This is a genomic window from Enterobacter cloacae complex sp. 2024EL-00214 (assembly GCF_043945575.1).
GTDB classification, from domain to species: domain Bacteria; phylum Pseudomonadota; class Gammaproteobacteria; order Enterobacterales; family Enterobacteriaceae; genus Enterobacter; species Enterobacter cloacae_P.
In genome coordinates, this window is the sequence record NZ_JBIMRC010000004.1 from 46,657 (window position 1) to 64,592 (window position 17,936).

Genomic DNA, 17,936 nt, shown 5'->3' on the forward strand with positions numbered 1-17,936 from the left:
ACATCACACGAAGCCAGATGCCCGGAATCACACATGATTAGCGCAACAGAATATAGATAGACTCATTGCCACGCATAATCTGCAGGGCAATGACCGCTGGCTTACTCTCCAGCACCTTGCGCATCTCCGCGATAGATTGCACGCGGTTGCGGTTTACACCGATGATGACATCATCCTGGTGCAACCCCGCCTGTGCGGCTGGGCTGCTCTTCTCGACGGTATCAACGGTAATGCCTTTTGTGCCGTCTTTAAGCTGCCCGTCGCTTAGCGTTGCCCCTTGCAGTGCCGGGGCGATAAGCTCAGCACTGGCGGAAGAGGACGTACTCTTATCCAGCGTCACTTCAACGTCCAGCGGCTTGCCATCACGAATCAGACCTAACTTCACTTTGGCACCGGGTTCAGTCGTTGCAATGCGCGAACGCAGCTCAGCGAAACTGTTCAGCGGTTTATCATTGAGGCTGACGATCACATCCCCGGATTTCACGCCTGCTTTTGCCGAGCCGGAATTTGGCAGCACTTCACTGACAAATGCCCCGCGCTGAACGTTGATGTTGAACGCTTTAGCGATATCCGCGCTCATCTCCATCCCCTTAATGCCCAGCAAACCGCGTTTGACTTCGCCAAACTGAATCAGCTGTTGTGACAGGGTTTTGGCCATATTGCTGGGAATGGCGAAACCAATCCCGATGCTGCCGCCGCCCGGCGCAAGGATGGCGGTGTTGATGCCAATCAACTCACCGTTGAGGTTAAGCAGTGCTCCGCCGGAGTTGCCGCGGTTAATCGAGGCATCGGTCTGAATAAAGTTTTCCAGCCCTTCCAGATTCAGTCCGCTACGTCCTAGCGCGGAAACGATACCCGAAGTGACGGTTTGTCCTAAACCGAACGGGTTACCGACGGCGACGGCAAAATCACCAACACGCAGCTTATCGGAGTCCGCTATCGTAATTTGTGTCAGGTTGCCCGGGTTTTGCATCTGCAATAGCGCAATGTCGCTCTGGTCATCGCCGCCGATCAGTTTGGCGTCAAATTCTCGCCCGTCATTCAGCTGAACGCTGATTTTATCCGCCTGGCTGATAACGTGGTTATTGGTCAGAATATAGCCTTTAGCCGCATCAATGATGACCCCAGAGCCAAGACCTTCAAAAGGCTGGGCTGACTGGTCGGGAGACTCATCACCGAAATACTTCTTCAGTTCTTCAGGTACGCGCTGGTTTTGCCGCGCTGTTCCTTCGACTCGCACGCTGACTACCGCAGGTAGCACTTTTTCCAGCATCGGCGCGAGGCTGGGAATGGCAGTTTGTCCCGGAACCTGCGCAGGCAGCGTGGCCGAAGCAGGGAAGGATGCCGAGAGAGATAACCCGACACTTAACGCTAAAGCGCTCAACAGCTGGTTTTTTTTGTTCATCGACGCTGACTCTCGTATCCTGGAATGAAAGAAGAACGGCCCCAAAAACATCCTGATGTTATTGAATTTTAAACCGCTGAACAATGAGGTAATTGACTAAATAATAGCTGGGGTCAGGGAGAAAGGACGGGCGCAATCGCTGCGCCCGTAAAATAAATTCAGGTTGTGCGATTAATCGCGTTTTGCGCCACCGCGCAGCAGGCCGGACGCGCCATCAGAATAATCGCGTGGCATCTGAACCGGTGCCTGGTCGTTACCGGCTTCAGAGTCAGCCAGACGGTTGCGGAACGGGTTCGTCTCCGCCGTCATCTCTGGCAGCAGGCTGCTGGAGCTTTTCGCCATGTGTTGATACAGCTGACGATAGTCGGTTGCCATGTTATCCAGCAGCTCGGCGCTACGGGCAAAGTGGCTGACCAGCTCTTCGCGATACTCTTCCAGTTCAGCTTTGTTCTTTTCCAGTTCGTACTGCAGTGACTGTTGTTGACGCAATTTGCGATTACCGAAACGCATGGCCACAGCACCGATAATGATGCCGACGACTAAACCGATTAGCGCATATTCCCAGGTCATGAACTTCTCCCGTTGTCTTGTGGTTCCGTAGGGTGTTGGCTCGGCTCCTGCCTGTGCCTGATAACGCCACTATAACCGCTATTTCTGCAGAAGTGGAATCCTGACGTATCATCGCGTAGTGTAGAACGGCCTTTTTTTCATCAGCCATGCCTGCTGGTGAGGTTTAACCGAAGGAATAACAACAAGATTATGCAAAGTCTGTCCCCCTCATCGCGTTACCTTCATGCCCTGAATGAGGGCTCACATCAGCCGGACGATGTTCAGCGTGAAGCGGTCAACCGTCTGGATGTGATCTATCAGGAGCTCACGGCCAAACCCGCTGAAATCGTACAACACGGCGGGCTGAAGGCGGCATTCGGTCGGTTTCTTGGGAAAAAAGAGCCGCAGGCTAACGCCCCGGTGCGCGGCTTATATATGTGGGGAGGCGTCGGGCGCGGTAAAACCTGGCTGATGGATATGTTCTACCAGAGCCTGCCGGGGGGGCGTAAACAACGTCTGCACTTCCACCGTTTTATGCTGCGGGTTCACGAAGAGCTGACGGCGCTGCAGGGCAAAAGTGACCCACTGGAGATTATTGCCGATCGCTTCAAGGCTGAAACGGATGTGCTCTGCTTTGACGAATTTTTTGTTTCTGATATCACCGACGCCATGTTGTTAGGTGGCCTGATGAAAGCGCTGTTTGCGCGCGGGATTACGCTGGTTGCCACCTCGAATATCCCGCCGGATGAGCTATACCGCAACGGCCTGCAGCGGGCGCGTTTCCTGCCTGCCATTGATGCCATTAAGCAGCATTGCGATATCATGAACGTCGATGCCGGAGTGGATTACCGCCTGCGCACGCTGACGCAGGCGCATCTGTGGCTTTCCCCTTTAAACGATGAAACCACCAGTCAGATGAATAAACTGTGGCTGGCACTGGCGGGAGCGGCACGTGATAACACCCCTGCGCTGGAGATTAACCATCGTCCGCTGCAAACGCAGGGGGTAGAGAACCAAACCCTGGCGGTCTCTTTTGCGACGCTTTGTGTGGATGCCCGCAGCCAACACGATTACATTGCGCTTTCGCGCCTGTTCCACACCGTGATGCTGCTGGATGTCCCGGTAATGACGCCGTTGATGGAGAATGAAGCGCGGCGCTTCATTGCACTGGTGGATGAGTTTTACGAACGTCACGTCAAGCTGGTGGTGAGTGCAGAGGTTCCTTTATATGAGGTATATCAGGGCGAGCGGTTGAAATTTGAATTCCAGCGCTGCCTGTCGCGCCTGCAGGAGATGCAGAGCGAGGAATACCTGAAGCTGGAGCATATGCCGTAATCCATGTTTCCCTCTCCCGGTGGGAGAGGAGCCGGGGGTGAGAGCACCAGAGCGCACAACATCCACCCCCCCGAAAAACCCGTTTTGAATCACATTTAGGGGTCGATCTTTGACCTCAACTTCTCTATAATCTTGCGACCCCACGTTACGAGAAGGTTTTTTTCCCGAAACTTTCTATGTGTCGGCATTAGCTATTCGAAGGGGTAGGTTTGCCGGACTTTGTCGTGTGAACCTCAACTGACTAAACGTTTGGGTGTTCACCAACGTGTAACTTATTATTTGGGTAAGCTTTTAATGAAAACTTTTACAGCTAAACCAGAAACCGTACAGCGCGACTGGTATGTTGTTGACGCGACCGGTAAAACTCTGGGCCGTCTGGCTTCCGAACTGGCTCGTCGCCTGCGCGGTAAGCATAAAGCGGAATATACTCCGCACGTTGATACCGGTGATTACATCATCGTTCTGAACGCAGAAAAAGTTGCTGTAACCGGCAACAAGCGCGAAGACAAAATGTACTACCACCACACCGGCCACATCGGTGGTATCAAAGAAGCGACCTTTGAAGAGATGATTGCTCGCCGTCCTGAGCGTGTGATTGAAATCGCGGTTAAAGGCATGCTGCCAAAGGGCCCACTGGGTCGTGCTATGTTCCGTAAACTGAAAGTTTATGCAGGCAACGAGCACAACCACGCGGCACAGCAACCGCAAGTTCTTGACATCTAATCGGGATTATAGGCAATGGCTGAAAATCAATACTACGGCACTGGTCGCCGCAAAAGCTCCGCCGCTCGCGTGTTTATCAAACCGGGCAACGGTAAAATCGTAATCAACCAGCGTTCTCTGGAACAATACTTCGGTCGCGAAACTGCCCGCATGGTAGTTCGCCAGCCGCTGGAACTGGTTGACATGGTAGAAAAACTGGATCTGTACATCACCGTTAAAGGTGGTGGTATCTCCGGTCAGGCAGGTGCGATCCGTCACGGTATCACCCGCGCTCTGATGGAGTACGACGAATCCCTGCGTTCTGAACTGCGTAAAGCTGGCTTCGTTACTCGTGACGCTCGTCAGGTTGAACGTAAGAAAGTGGGTCTGCGTAAAGCACGTCGTCGTCCACAGTTCTCCAAACGTTAATCTGCTTTCTGCTTATGCAGAACGATTGGCGAAAAACCCGCTTCGGCGGGTTTTTTTATGGATAATGCTTAGGTTATCCACAAAATCAATGCATATATCTCCTCTTTTTCCGTATTTCCAGAATCCCCTCACCACAAAGGTCATAAAATCTGGTAAACTATCATCCAATTTTCTGCCCAAATATCGGTGAATACTCGATTTTTGTTCGATTCTTGAACAATGTGTTTTCCCTGGGATGGGCGATACAACATCTGGCTGGCCCTGTTGGGGCTGGTAGCAGTAAAAATTCTGAATATACCTGGAGGTTTTCATGGCTGTCGCTGCCAACAAACGTTCGGTAATGACGCTGTTTTCTGGTCCTACTGACATTTATAGCCATCAGGTTCGTATCGTGCTGGCCGAGAAGGGTGTCAGTTTTGAGATCGAGCATGTGGAAAAGGATAACCCACCTCAGGATCTGATCGATCTCAACCCGAGCCAAAGCGTACCGACGCTGGTAGATCGTGAGCTGACCCTGTGGGAATCCCGCATCATTATGGAATATCTTGATGAGCGTTTCCCGCATCCGCCACTGATGCCTGTTTACCCGGTTGCGCGTGGTGAAAGCCGCCTGTACATGCAACGTATCGAGAAAGACTGGTACTCGCTGATGAACGTTATCGTCAACGGTTCCTCCTCTGAAGCGGATGCTGCACGTAAACAACTGCGTGAAGAGCTGCTGGCGATTGCGCCCGTGTTTGGTCAGAAGCCTTTCTTCCTGAGCGATGAGTTCAGCCTGGTGGATTGCTACCTGGCTCCTCTGCTGTGGCGTCTGCCAACGCTGGGCGTTGAGTTCAGCGGCCCGGGTGCTAAAGAGCTGAAAGGCTATATGACTCGCGTATTTGAACGCGACTCTTTCCTGGCATCTTTAACTGAACCGGAACGTGAAATGCGTCTCGGCCGAGGCTAATGACTGTGGAAATGTCACAACTTTCTCCACGCCGTCCGTATCTGCTGCGCGCCTTCTATGAATGGCTGCTGGATAACCAGCTCACGCCGCACCTGGTGGTGGATGTGACGTTGCCGGGCGTGCAGGTTCCAATGGAATACGCGCGTGACGGGCAGATCGTGCTGAACATTGCGCCACGTGCGGTGGGTAACCTGGAGCTGGCAAATGACGAAGTGCGCTTTAATGCACGCTTTGGCGGCGTGCCACGCCAGGTTTCTGTCCCGCTGGCTGCTGTGCTGGCTATTTACGCACGTGAAAACGGCGCAGGTACCATGTTCGAGCCGGAAGCGGCATACGACGAGGATGTTGCCAGCCTGAATGACGACAGCGCTGAAGGTGAACCCGTGATGTCTGTCATTGATGGCAATAAGCCGGGAAGTGACGATGGCGACGATGGCGATGATACGCCTCCGTCGCCACCTCGTGGTGGACGCCCCGCGTTGCGAGTGGTGAAATAGATTACTTAAAAAGGCCCGAAAGGGCCTTTTTTGTGGGTGGTATTCCAAAATCCCCCAAACGGCATAAACGTTGTAACAGAGGTAACATTGCTATTATTTAGATAAAACTATTTATTTGGTGAATGCATTTTGCTTTGTTTTATTCTGTTTTATTTTTTGTTTTGAAAATAACATTGATAAGTTTTCTATTCCGGTCATCTTTATAAATTCTGAAAATCGTTATTACGCTCTTATTTCTCAATAATAGATATTATTTCCCGATTATACTGGAAGCGGGCTCATCAAGGGATAATCATCATCCGTGTGCCAGGGGATATATGGCTCGTGTAGACGGTTACGACGAGAGGGCAACTGGCATCAAACCGCTTGCCAGTAGCACCGGCAACGATCGATTCGGTGTGAACCGTGAACTATAGCGGGTAACGTCAGCAGGCTAATACAGCTATTTTTTTACCGTAACCTATAACGCTTTCAGCATTCAATCCTCGTCGGTCTGATGAGCTATTAATTATCATTGCAAGGTGAATCATCATCTTGTAGTTAATATCAATGTTAATGGATGTAACATATGAATAAAATCTACAGTATTGTCTGGAGTGCCGTGCGGAATATGTACGTTGTTACTTCAGAGCTGGCGTGTGGCGACAGTAAACTTAAAACGCAGGCAGGCGTCAACAATATAAAAACCTCCCCGGATACACAACCTGAAGCACAGCCGGCGCTGAAAGCAAAACGCACTTTGCTGGCTCAGGCGCTGATCGCCGCGCTCGGTGTTTCCAGCCCGTTTGCCATGGCCGGGAATACGGAAGAGTATACCTCCGTGGGCGAGAACGCCATCACCAGCGCCACCATTGACTACTCATCAAAGGATCACGGCAGCGCGCTGTATGTTTCGGGCCTCGGCGTTTCCGCCAGTAACGAAGAAGGGAGTGCTATTACCATTACAACACACGGTGGTGGTAATTACCTGCCGGATTCTGGTGGTCACGCAGTTTCACCCGCAATTGAAGTGAATAACGGTGCCCAGCTTACTCTTTACGACGCCACCGTGGAGGCTGACGGGGAATATACTTCAGCGCTCAACCTGGAAATGGGCGGTCAGGCAGAACTTCATGGTGGCGAAGTGTCTGGTAACGGCGACTATCTATTGATTGGGCTGCAGAATCAGTCAAGGCTGACGCTGGACAGCGTCGACGTGACAGCAACAGCAGGCACCTACTCCGGGTACATGCCCAACGCACAATCTATCTATGTGCAGGAGGGTAGTCACCTGATTATAGAGAACGGTAGCAACCTCCAACTGGGGGCGAATCAGATAAACCTGAGCCAGGGCTCCACTCTGGATATGTCCGACAGCACAGTCACCACCGCTTCCGCAGCCACCGACAGTCCCACCATATTTGCTGGCGCGAGTACGGTCAATATTACCGATTCCAGCGTAACGAACGACTATGTCGCCGATCCCATGAACAGTGGCTATGGTTCGGCGATTCAGGCGTACAGCGGCTCGACGCTAACGCTTACGGGCACCACCGTAACATCTAACGGCATTGGCATTGTTGTTAAGGGATCAACGGCTAACATTACCGGTTCCGCCACGTCGAACATCACTGCCGATAATGATGCAATCCAGGTCACCGGGCAAAATAACACACTGAAAGTCCATGGTGCGACGGTCAACTCCAGTGCCGCCGCAGCGCTGCATGTTGTCAGCGGTGCCACCCTGACCAATAACGACGCCATCATAATAGACGGCAACAGTACGTTTACCGCGCCAACCGCCCTTCAACTGGACAGCGACGTGGCTATCAATGCTTCCGACTCTACATTTGACGGCAACATTGTCGCAGGCAAAACGGCATCCACCCTGGACTTCAACGGTTCCACGATAAAAAACGGCAGCGTCACGGCGTCGGGCAGTCACCTCTCGCTTGATGACAGCAGTACGTGGACCATGGCTGACGACACCATCGCCGACACTCTCGGCTCGCTGGATAACGCTGGTACCATTACTATGGGTGGCAATACGCTGGCCATCACCAACGGTTTGACGTTGCAAAGCACCAGTGTGCTCAACATCGCCCAGACAGATGCCACCACTCCGCTGATCACCACCAAAGATGCCGCGCTTGACGGCACGCTGTATATCCATTCGACTCCGTCACCGCAGGCCTACACCTCTGATACCGAACTGGGTGCGATGGCGATTATTATCGACGCGCAGAATGCGATTGTCGGTGATTTTGATAGCGTCACAATCGACGCCGCGGCAGCCACGCCGGACTATCTCACCTACAGCACAGGTATCAACCCCACTGACAACACCCAATATACGCTGAACATGGGCCTGACATGGTATGCAGACGGTACGCATAGCGCCTCCGGGGCCTCCGGCAACTTCACGCTGGATGCGGGCGACACCTTTACGGTCACGGGGACGCTGGCTAACCAGACGGGTAACGCAAACTGGGACGGTAAAACCCTGACCAAAGAGGGCGACGGCGCGCTGACCCTCGCCGGCAATAACACCTACACCGGCGGCACGACAATCAATGGCGGTACGCTGACGGCAGCCAGCGCCAATGCGCTGGGGACGGGGGCGGTGGCAAACCACGCTACCCTGGTGCTGGGCGCGGGCGATACTGTCAATGTCACTGGCGGTATCACCACCTATACCGGTGCGACGACGACGCTGGCAGCGGGGACAACGCTGGATCTTGGCAGCAGCGCGTTCACACAGCAGGACGGTAGCACGCTCAATATCGACCTGGGTGCCAGCGCCAGCAGCCCGATCATCACCGCTGGCAGCGCTAACCTGGACGGCTCACTGAACATCACCGGCATTGGTAACGTCACTGACCCGCTGCAAAATAACCCGAATACGTTCACCCTGATTGATGCTAACAGCGCCATCAGCGGCGATTTCGATAACCTGACCATTGCCGGAATTGACGCAAAAGAGGTCGACTTCCTGACCGTGGATGGTCGCATCAATGCCAGCGACAGCTCGCAGTATCAGCTGGCGGCTTCCCTCTCCTGGTACGCCGATCTTGACGGTGCGGCCACCGATGCCAACGGTACCTTTACGTTAAGCAACCCGGACGGCAGCTTTAACGTCGCCGCCGACCTGGCAGACGTTGACAGCTCACTTGACCCCAGCAGCACCACCGGTTGGGATGGCAAAACGCTCACCAAAGAGGGCGGCGGAGAATTAATCCTCTCAGGCAATAACAGCTATAGCGGCGGTACCGACATCAACGACGGCACGCTGACGGCAGCCAGCGTCAATGCGTTGGGGACGGGCGAGGTGACAAACCACGCCAGTCTGGTGCTGGACGCAGGTGATACGATCAACGCCACTGGCGGCATCACCACCGATACCGGTGCCACGACGACGCTGGCGGCGGGCACCTCGCTGGATCTTGGCAGCGGCACGCTGACACAACAGAGCGGCAGTACGCTGGACGTCGAGCTTGGTAGCACATCGGCACAGCAGCCATTGATCATCGGTGATAGCGCCACACTGGATGGCACGCTACAGGTGGGTGGTGCTGGCATGAAGGACATCAGTTCCGATGCGCATCTGGAAACCATCACCCTGATGGATATGGACAACGCGATCGGCGGCGACTTTACCAGCCTGTCGATGGATCTTACGAACTCACCGGATTACCTGACCGTCAGTGGCATGGTTAACCCTGACGATGATTCGCAATACCTGCTGACGCAAGCGTTAAGCTGGAATGCGACCACCACCTCGGCGACCCCGGCGCACGGCACTTTTACCCTGGATGCCGGCAAAACCTTTGAAGTGACCAGCGTACTGTCTGACCAGACGGGTAACGCAAACTGGGACGGCAAAACCCTGACCAAAGCAGGCAAGGGCACCCTCGTTCTGAGTGCGGAAAACACCTATAACGGCGATACCCATGTCAATGACGGCACGTTGTGGCTTACCGATACCGGCGTGATTGGTGCGACGAGCAGCACCCAGAACGTGAATGTTGCCTCCGGCGCGACGTTCGGTGGCACGGGCACGGTCAACGGTAACGTCAATAACAGTGGCAGCATCGCCATGAGCCAGAACGGTGAAACGGGGCACACCCTGACCATCAACGGCGACTACAGGAGTACCGGCGGTAGCCTGTACATGAACACCTATATGGGTGATGACAATTCTACGACGGACAAACTCGTGATTTCCGGCGATGTTTCCGGTACCACGGCGGTGACATTTACCCCCACCAATTCCGGTGACACGGGTATGGCGACCACTAACGGCATTGAAGTGATTGACGTTGGCGGTACCAGCGTTGGCGGCAGCGGCAATGACGCCAGTTTCCAGATGCAGGGGCGCGTGATGATGAGTGCGTATGAATACCGCCTGTACCAGCATGACGACGGTAACTGGTATCTGAACTCGACAACGTTAACACCGACCCCATCGGATGACGGTGGTGATGGTGGCGACGTCACGCCACAGTACCGTGCCGACATTGGTGCTTACCTTGGCAACCAGTGGATGGTGCGTAACCTGCAAATGCAGACGCTCTACGACCGCGAAGGCAGCCAGTACCACAACGAAGACGGTAGCGTCTGGATGCGCTTTAAGGCCGGTACCTCGGACTCGCAGGCGGCGGACGGTAATGTTGATATCAACAATAACTACTCCCAGTTCCAGCTTGGCGGTGACGTCCTGACCTGGAGCAACGGTGAGCAGAGCCTGGCCGTTGGGGGGATGGGCAGCTATGTCAACGCCGACACCGACAGCACCGGTAACAAAGGCGCGGACGGCAGCCAGTTCTCCGCTAAAGGCCATACCGATGGCTATAACCTGGGTGTTTATGCCACCTGGTTTGCGGATGCGAAAAATCATAACGGGATGTATGTGGATAGCTGGTATCAGTACGGCTTCTACAACAACAGTGTTGATAACGACGGTATTGGTTCGGAGGATTACGACTCCAGCGCCAGTGCCATCTCGCTGGAAACCGGCTACCGCTACGATACCGCGCTACAAAACGGCAACACCGTCAGCCTGACGCCACAAGCACAGGCAACGTGGCAACATTACAGCGCCGACAGCCTCACTGACCACAGCGGTACGCGCATCGATGACCAGGACAGCAACAGCTGGAACACGCGCCTCGGCCTGCGTGTCGACGGTAAACTGCACAACAGTAAAGGGTCAGTCATTCAGCCATTTATGGAAGCCAACTGGTTGTACACCAGCGATGACACCAGCGTGTCGTTCAACGACATGAGCGTGGATCAGGATATTCCAGCTAACCGCGCTGAGCTGAAAGTGGGCATTAAAGCCAACCTGAACAGCCAGTGGAGCGTGACAGGGCAGGTGATGGGTCAGAAAGGGAATAATGACTACAGCGATCTAAACGGCAGTCTAAACGTGCGCTATAACTGGTAACGCAAGTCGTGTAATACAGGTCGCCGGTGGGACAGGCGGCCTGGCTATCCAGACTTTCGGACCATCCTGCCGTGACAGAGGCGATATGAAAAGCGGGGGAGTAGAACAGACTCCCCATCCCTGAATGTGGCTCCAGGACTGGGGAGTCAGAAAGGTATTACACTTCCAGGAAGTTCATAATCCCGTCAGCGGCCTTGCGGCCTTCGGCAATTGCCGTCACCACCAGGTCAGAACCGCGAACGATATCACCACCGGCGAAGATTTTCGGGTTGCTGGTCTGGAACGCGTTGTCGCTGCCTTCCGGCGCAATCACGCGGCCCTGAGAATCCAGCTCAACGCTGTGCTTCGCCAGCCACTCCATGCTGTGAGGGCGGAAGCCGAACGCCATGACAACGGCATCAGCCGGGATCACATGCTCGGAACCGGCAACGATCTCCGCACGACGACGGCCTTTCGCATCTGGCGCACCCATTTCTGTGCGCGCCATCTTCACGCCGCTCACTTTGCCGTTGGCATTCACTTCAATACCCAGCGGCTGGATGTTGAACTGGAACTCCACGCCCTCTTCACGCGCGTTTTTCACTTCGCGTTTAGAGCCCGGCATGTTCTCTTCGTCACGACGATAGGCACAGATGACGTGCGTTGCATTCTGACGAATGGAGGTACGCACGCAGTCCATCGCGGTATCACCGCCACCCAGCACCACCACGCGTTTGCCTTCCATGCTGACGTAAGGCTCATCGGCGGTTTCGCCGTAGCCCATAATCTGCTTGGTGTTAGCAATCAGGAACGGCAGAGCGTCGTAAACACCTGGCGCATCTTCGTTTTCCAGACCACCGCGCATGGACTGATAGGTCCCTACGCCCAGGAACACGGCGTCGTAGTCCTTCAGCAGATCGTCGAGCTGCACATCGCGGCCCACTTCCACATTCAGTTTGAACTCAATGCCCATACCGGTGAAGATTTCACGGCGGCGAGTCATAACCTCTTTTTCCAGCTTGAAGGCCGGGATACCGAAGGTCAGCAGACCGCCGATTTCCGGGTGACGGTCAAAGACCACCGCCTTCACGCCGTTACGGGTCAGAACGTCTGCACAGGCCAGACCTGCCGGGCCCGCACCGATGATCGCCACGCGTTTGTCGGTTTGCTTCACGCCGGTCATATCCGGACGCCAGCCCATCTCGAACGCTTTATCGTTGATATAGCGCTCGATGTTACCGATAGTCACCGCGCCAAACTCGTCGTTCAGCGTACAGGAACCTTCACACAGACGATCCTGAGGACACACACGGCCGCACACTTCCGGCAGGGTGTTGGTCTGGTGAGACAGCTCGGCGGCTTCAAAAATACGTCCTTCGTTGGCGAGTTTCAGCCAGTTCGGGATGTAGTTGTGCACCGGGCATTTCCATTCACAGTAAGGGTTACCGCAGGACAGGCAGCGGTCTGCCTGTGCTTTGGCCTGGCCTTCTGAAAACGGCTCGTAGATTTCCACAAATTCAATTTTACGGATCTTCAGCGGTTTCTTTGGCGGATCAACACGCTGCAGGTCGATAAACTGGTATACGTTCTGACTCATTGCTACCCCTTACTGCGCCTGCACACGCAGCTCTGCTGCGCTACGACTACGGTGACCCAACAGTGCTTTAACATCGCTGGACTTCGGTTTAACCAGCGCGAATTTCGCAGAGAACGCTGGCCAGTTCGCCAGGATCTCTTCGCCGCGCGAAGAACCGGTATGCTGCACGTGTTCGGTAATCAAACCGCGCAGGTGTTCTTCGTGGATGGCAAGCGATTCAACATCCAGCACTTCCACCAGTTCCGGGTTCACGCGTTTGCGGAACTCACCGTCTTCATCCAGGACGTAAGCAAAACCGCCTGTCATGCCTGCGCCGAAGTTCACGCCGGTTTTACCCATTACGCAAACAATTCCGCCCGTCATATATTCACAGCCGTTATCGCCAATGCCTTCCACTACGGTGATGGCACCGGAGTTACGCACTGCGAAACGCTCACCCGCACGACCCGCTGCAAACAGACGACCGCCAGTCGCACCGTACAGACAGGTGTTACCAATGATGCTCGCCTCGTGGCTGCGGAAGGCAGAACCCACCGGAGGACGCACCGCCAGCAAACCACCCGCCATGCCTTTACCGACGTAGTCGTTGGCATCGCCAGTCAGGTACAGCTCAACGCCACCGGCGTTCCACACGCCGAAGCTCTGACCCGCGGTACCGCTGAAGTGTGCGGTAATCGGATCGGCTGCCAGACCCTGGTCGCCGTGCGTTTGCGCGATGTAACCGGAGAGCGATGCGCCAACAGAACGGTCGGTGTTGCGGATATCAAACCAGAACGTTTTGCTCTGTTTCTCATCCACGTACGATTTCGCCTGCTGCAGCAACTGCGCGTTCAGCACGCCGTTGTCGAACGGCGGGTTGTTCTCGGTGCAGTAGACCGCTTTGCCAGCATGCGGCTGTGCGGTTTCCAGCAACTTAGACAGCTCCAGCTTCTGCTGTTTGGCGGTGAAGCCTTCCAGCTCTTTCAGCAGGTCAGTACGGCCAATCAGATCCACCAGGCGTTTCACGCCCAGCTGCGCCATCAGCTCACGGGTTTCACGGGCGATGAAGTCAAAGTAGTTCGTCACTTTGAACGGCAGGCCGTGATAGTGGTTCTTACGCAGCTTCTCGTCCTGGGTAGCAACACCGGTTGCGCAGTTGTTCAGGTGGCAAATACGCAGGTATTTACAGCCGAGCGCAACCATCGGGCCGGTACCGAAGCCAAAGCTTTCCGCACCCAGGATCGCCGCTTTGATGATGTCGAGGCCAGTTTTCAGGCCACCATCCACCTGCAGACGGATCTTGTGACGCAGGCCGTTAGCGACCAGCGCCTGCTGGGTTTCCACCAGCCCCAGCTCCCACGGACAGCCCGCGTATTTCACGGAGGAGAGTGGGCTTGCCCCGGTACCACCGTCGTAACCGGCGATGGTGATCAGGTCAGCGTAGGCTTTCGCCACGCCGGTTGCGATGGTGCCGACGCCCGGTTCGGAAACCAGCTTCACGGAGATCATCGCTTTCGGGTTGACCTGTTTCAGGTCGAAAATCAGCTGCGCCAAATCCTCGATAGAGTAAATATCGTGGTGCGGCGGCGGGGAGATCAACGTCACGCCCGGTACCGAGTAGCGCAGTTTGGCGATGTACGGGGTCACTTTGTCACCCGGTAACTGACCGCCTTCGCCCGGTTTTGCACCCTGAGCGACTTTAATCTGAATTACGTCGGCGTTGACCAGGTACGCTGGCGTCACGCCAAAGCGACCGGATGCCACCTGCTTAATACGGGACACTTTATTGGTGCCGTAACGGGCAGGATCTTCACCGCCTTCGCCGGAGTTCGAGTTACCGCCGATGCTGTTCATGGCTTCGGCCAGCGCTTCGTGGGCTTCCGGGCTTAGCGCGCCGATAGACATCGCTGCGGTGTCGAAACGCTTGAACAGATCGGACGCAGGTTCAACGTCGTCGATACTGACCGCATCATCACCCGGGTTCAGTGCCAGCAGATCGCGCAGGGTGGCTGCCGGACGGTTGTTGACCAGTTCAGCATACTGCTGATAATCACTGTACTCACCGCTCTGAACAGCCTGTTGCAGCGTGCGCACCACGTCCGGGTTATAGGCGTGGTATTCGCCACCGTGAACGTATTTCAGCAGACCGCCCTGATCCAGCGGCTTACGTGCCAGCCAGGCGCGTTTCGACAGATTCACCAGATCCTGCTGGAAGTCAGCAAAACCGGCACCGCCGATGCGGCTGATCACGCCCTGGAAGCAGAGGTTAGCAACATCGTCGTGCAGACCGACCGCTTCAAACAGCTTCGAACAGCGGTAAGATGCAATTGTCGAGATGCCCATTTTGGACATGATCTTGTACAGACCTTTGTTGATGCCGTTACGGTAGTTCAGCATCACAGCACGGTACTCTTTTTCAATCGCGCGGGTGTCGACCAGACGAGCCAGCGTTTCGTAAGCCAGGTACGGGTAGATCGCCGTTGCACCAAAGCCTAACAGCACGGCAAAGTGGTGCGGATCGCGGGCGCTTGCGGTTTCCACAATGATGTTGGCGTCGCAGCGCAGGCTCTTATCGACCAGACGCGTCTGAATCGCACCCACCGCCATTGGCGCAGGTACCGGGAGACGGTTTTTCGCGATATTACGGTCAGACAGCACCAGCAGAACGGTACCGTTACGCACCATCAGTTCAGCTTTGTCACACAGCGCACTCACCGTCTCTTCGAGAGTCGCTTCGGTCACGTCGAAAGTGATATCGAGCGTGTCAGCGCGGTAGTGCTCCTCTTTCATGGTGGTGAGCTGTTTGAAATCGGAGTACAGCAGGATCGGTGATTTAAAGGTCAGACGGTGTGCCTGGCCTTCCGCTTCACAGAAGACGTTCATCTCACGGCCAATGCTGGTCGCCAGCGACATCACATGTGCTTCACGCAGCGGATCGATTGGCGGGTTGGTTACCTGCGCAAACTGCTGGCGGAAGTAGTCATAAATGATGCGAGGTTGGCTGGAGAGCACGGCAAACGGGGTGTCATCACCCATTGAGCCGACCGCTTCCTGGCCGTTTTCGCCGAGCACGCGGATAACCGAGTCCAGCTCTTCGGCGCTGTAGTTAAACTGTTTCTGGAAGCTCGCGAGGGTGTCGTCGTCCATTTCGCGGCTGCCAACATCTTCATCCGACAAATCTTCGAACGGCACGAGGCGACGAACGTTTTTCTCCATCCACTCTTTGTACGGATGGCGGCTTTTCAGATCGTTATCGGTCTCAGCGGAGTGCAGAATGCGCCCGCCACGGGTGTCGATAACCATCAGTTCGCCAGGGCCGACGCGACCTTTTTCGACCACTTCGTCAGGCTGGTAATCCCAGATACCCACTTCGGAGGCACAGGTGATGAGCTTATCTTTGGTGATGACGTAGCGCGCCGGACGCAGACCGTTACGGTCCAGGTTACAGGCAGCAAAACGACCGTCGGACATCACGATGCCCGCCGGGCCGTCCCACGGCTCCATGTGCATAGAGTTAAAGTCAAAGAACGCGCGCAGCTCTGGATCCATATCCGGGTTGTTCTGCCAGGCTGGTGGCACAAGCAGACGCATGGCGCGAACGATATCCATACCGCCTGCCAGCAGCAGTTCCAGCATGTTATCCATTGAGCTGGAGTCAGAGCCGGTTTCGTTGACGAACGGCGCTGCGTCGTGCAGGTCAGGGATCAGCGGTGTCTGGAACTTATAGGTACGGGCGCGTGCCCACTGGCGGTTACCGGTGATGGTGTTGATCTCGCCGTTGTGCGCCAGGTAGCGGAACGGCTGAGCCAGTGGCCAGCGTGGTACGGTGTTGGTGGAGAAGCGCTGGTGGAACAGGCAAATGGCCGATTCCAGACGCAGATCCGCCAGGTCCAGGTAAAAGCGCGGCAGGTCAGCCGGCATACACAGACCTTTATAGATGTTCACCAGGTTAGAGAGGCTACAGACGTAGAACTCTTTATCTTCCTGAAGACGCTTTTCAATGCGGCGGCGGGCGATAAACAGACGGCGTTCCATATCACGTGGACGCCAGCCCGCAGGCGCGTTGACGAAAATCTGTTCAATACGAGGCAGCGAGGAGAGGGCGATTTCACCGAGCACCCCTTCGTTGGTTGGCACATCGCGCCAGCCGACAATAGACAGGGTTTCACGTTGAAGTTCTTCTTCGACGATGCGGCGTGAGGCGGTAGCTTTTTCAGGATCCTGGTTCAGGAACAGCATACCGACAGCGTAGTTTTTGGCTAAACGCCAGCCGCGCTCTTCCGCAACGATACGGAAGAAACGATCGGGTTTTTGCAGCAGCAGACCGCAACCGTCGCCGGTCTTACCATCGGCAAGGATGGCTCCACGGTGCTGCATACGGGCCAGTGCGTGAATGGCGGTACGCACTACCTTGTGGCTAGGTTCGCCTTCTATGTGGGCGATCAGGCCGAAACCACAGTTATCCTTCTCAAGGGATTTATCGTACAACATATCAGTGAACCTCCCCAGGCTCGTCGGGCTTCCCACTGAACCGTGGCGCACAGGCACAGAAAGAGCATGGCGACGGGGTTTGCGCTTCATACGCGTACCTCGCATTCGCCCTCTTTTTCATCCTTTCGCGCAGGTAAACAAGTTTGAGGACTTGCTTCAGAGGGAATCTCAATTACTGCATAAATATGATGAGCAGGCCGCTCATCCAGAAAGCTTCCAGCGGATTTCCAACTTATCGGGAATTGGTACACAGGTCAAATGGCAATCTTATTTATACAAAAATGTGCTAAAGAGTGGTTATGTTGTTGTATTTAAATGGCATTTAACTATTTTTACAACAACTAAACGCCCCGGCAAGGCATCGTGGAGTGTGATCTGACTCACTATATGAAAGCGGTATTAGCAATGTACCGTGCTGAATAACATTTTTTTAGCAGAATAATAATCTGGTACTGGTCGCAAACCCGCATAAAGACACTGTTTTTCAGTGTTGACGCTGCAAATGAAAAAAACCATCAGAACATAAGGAAAAGTAATCACGCCTGGCGTGAATGAAATTGCAGTAATCCTGATTATTTATTCAGATAGATAAAGGTAGC

The 17,936-nt window shown here is 54.8% G+C and carries 10 protein-coding genes; 6 read left to right on the forward strand and 4 right to left on the reverse strand.

Features of this window, described 5'->3' with window-relative positions; all coding sequences use genetic code 11:
- Positions 1-37: 37 nt before the first annotated feature.
- Positions 38-1,405, reverse strand: a complete 1,368-nt coding sequence (gene degQ, locus ACHHZ6_RS05880) for a serine endoprotease DegQ (RefSeq protein ID WP_182272813.1) — start codon at positions 1,403-1,405, stop codon at positions 38-40.
- A 171-nt stretch (positions 1,406-1,576) separates the two neighbouring features.
- Positions 1,577-1,975: a Z-ring associated protein ZapG gene (gene zapG / locus ACHHZ6_RS05885; RefSeq protein WP_006178827.1), complete on the reverse strand. Its 399-nt coding sequence runs from the start codon at positions 1,973-1,975 to the stop codon at positions 1,577-1,579.
- Positions 1,976-2,164: 189 nt separating this feature from the next.
- Between zapG and zapE the strand changes: the two genes are divergently transcribed.
- From zapE to ACHHZ6_RS05915, 6 genes are all read left to right on the forward strand, one after another.
- The gene (gene zapE, locus ACHHZ6_RS05890; RefSeq protein ID WP_196390542.1) at positions 2,165-3,289 is read left to right on the forward strand and encodes a cell division protein ZapE; all 1,125 of its coding nucleotides are present in this window, start codon (positions 2,165-2,167) and stop codon (positions 3,287-3,289) included.
- Positions 3,290-3,583: 294 nt separating this feature from the next.
- Positions 3,584-4,012 (forward strand): 50S ribosomal protein L13, encoded by a 429-nt coding sequence (gene rplM / locus ACHHZ6_RS05895; RefSeq protein WP_131635278.1) that lies wholly within the window; start codon positions 3,584-3,586, stop codon positions 4,010-4,012.
- A 15-nt stretch (positions 4,013-4,027) separates the two neighbouring features.
- The gene (gene rpsI / locus ACHHZ6_RS05900; RefSeq protein WP_000829818.1) at positions 4,028-4,420 is read left to right on the forward strand and encodes a 30S ribosomal protein S9; all 393 of its coding nucleotides are present in this window, start codon (positions 4,028-4,030) and stop codon (positions 4,418-4,420) included.
- 310 nt (positions 4,421-4,730) lie between these two features.
- Positions 4,731-5,369, forward strand: a complete 639-nt coding sequence (sspA, locus tag ACHHZ6_RS05905) for a stringent starvation protein SspA (protein ID WP_003860438.1) — start codon at positions 4,731-4,733, stop codon at positions 5,367-5,369.
- Positions 5,370-5,374: 5 nt separating this feature from the next.
- Positions 5,375-5,866: a ClpXP protease specificity-enhancing factor gene (gene sspB / locus ACHHZ6_RS05910; RefSeq protein WP_182272811.1), complete on the forward strand. Its 492-nt coding sequence runs from the start codon at positions 5,375-5,377 to the stop codon at positions 5,864-5,866.
- A 568-nt stretch (positions 5,867-6,434) separates the two neighbouring features.
- A complete protein-coding gene (locus ACHHZ6_RS05915; RefSeq protein WP_395121903.1) occupies positions 6,435-11,291 on the forward strand; it encodes an autotransporter outer membrane beta-barrel domain-containing protein in 4,857 nt (1,618 codons plus the stop codon).
- A gap of 157 nt (positions 11,292-11,448) precedes the next feature.
- Here the strand turns inward: ACHHZ6_RS05915 and gltD are convergent, their stop codons facing one another.
- Both gltD and gltB read right to left on the reverse strand, forming a co-directional pair.
- Positions 11,449-12,867 (reverse strand): glutamate synthase subunit GltD, encoded by a 1,419-nt coding sequence (gltD, locus tag ACHHZ6_RS05920; RefSeq protein ID WP_182272809.1) that lies wholly within the window; start codon positions 12,865-12,867, stop codon positions 11,449-11,451.
- Positions 12,868-12,876: 9 nt separating this feature from the next.
- Positions 12,877-17,337: a glutamate synthase large subunit gene (gltB, locus tag ACHHZ6_RS05925; protein ID WP_182274580.1), complete on the reverse strand. Its 4,461-nt coding sequence runs from the start codon at positions 17,335-17,337 to the stop codon at positions 12,877-12,879.
- Positions 17,338-17,936 lie beyond the last annotated feature (599 nt).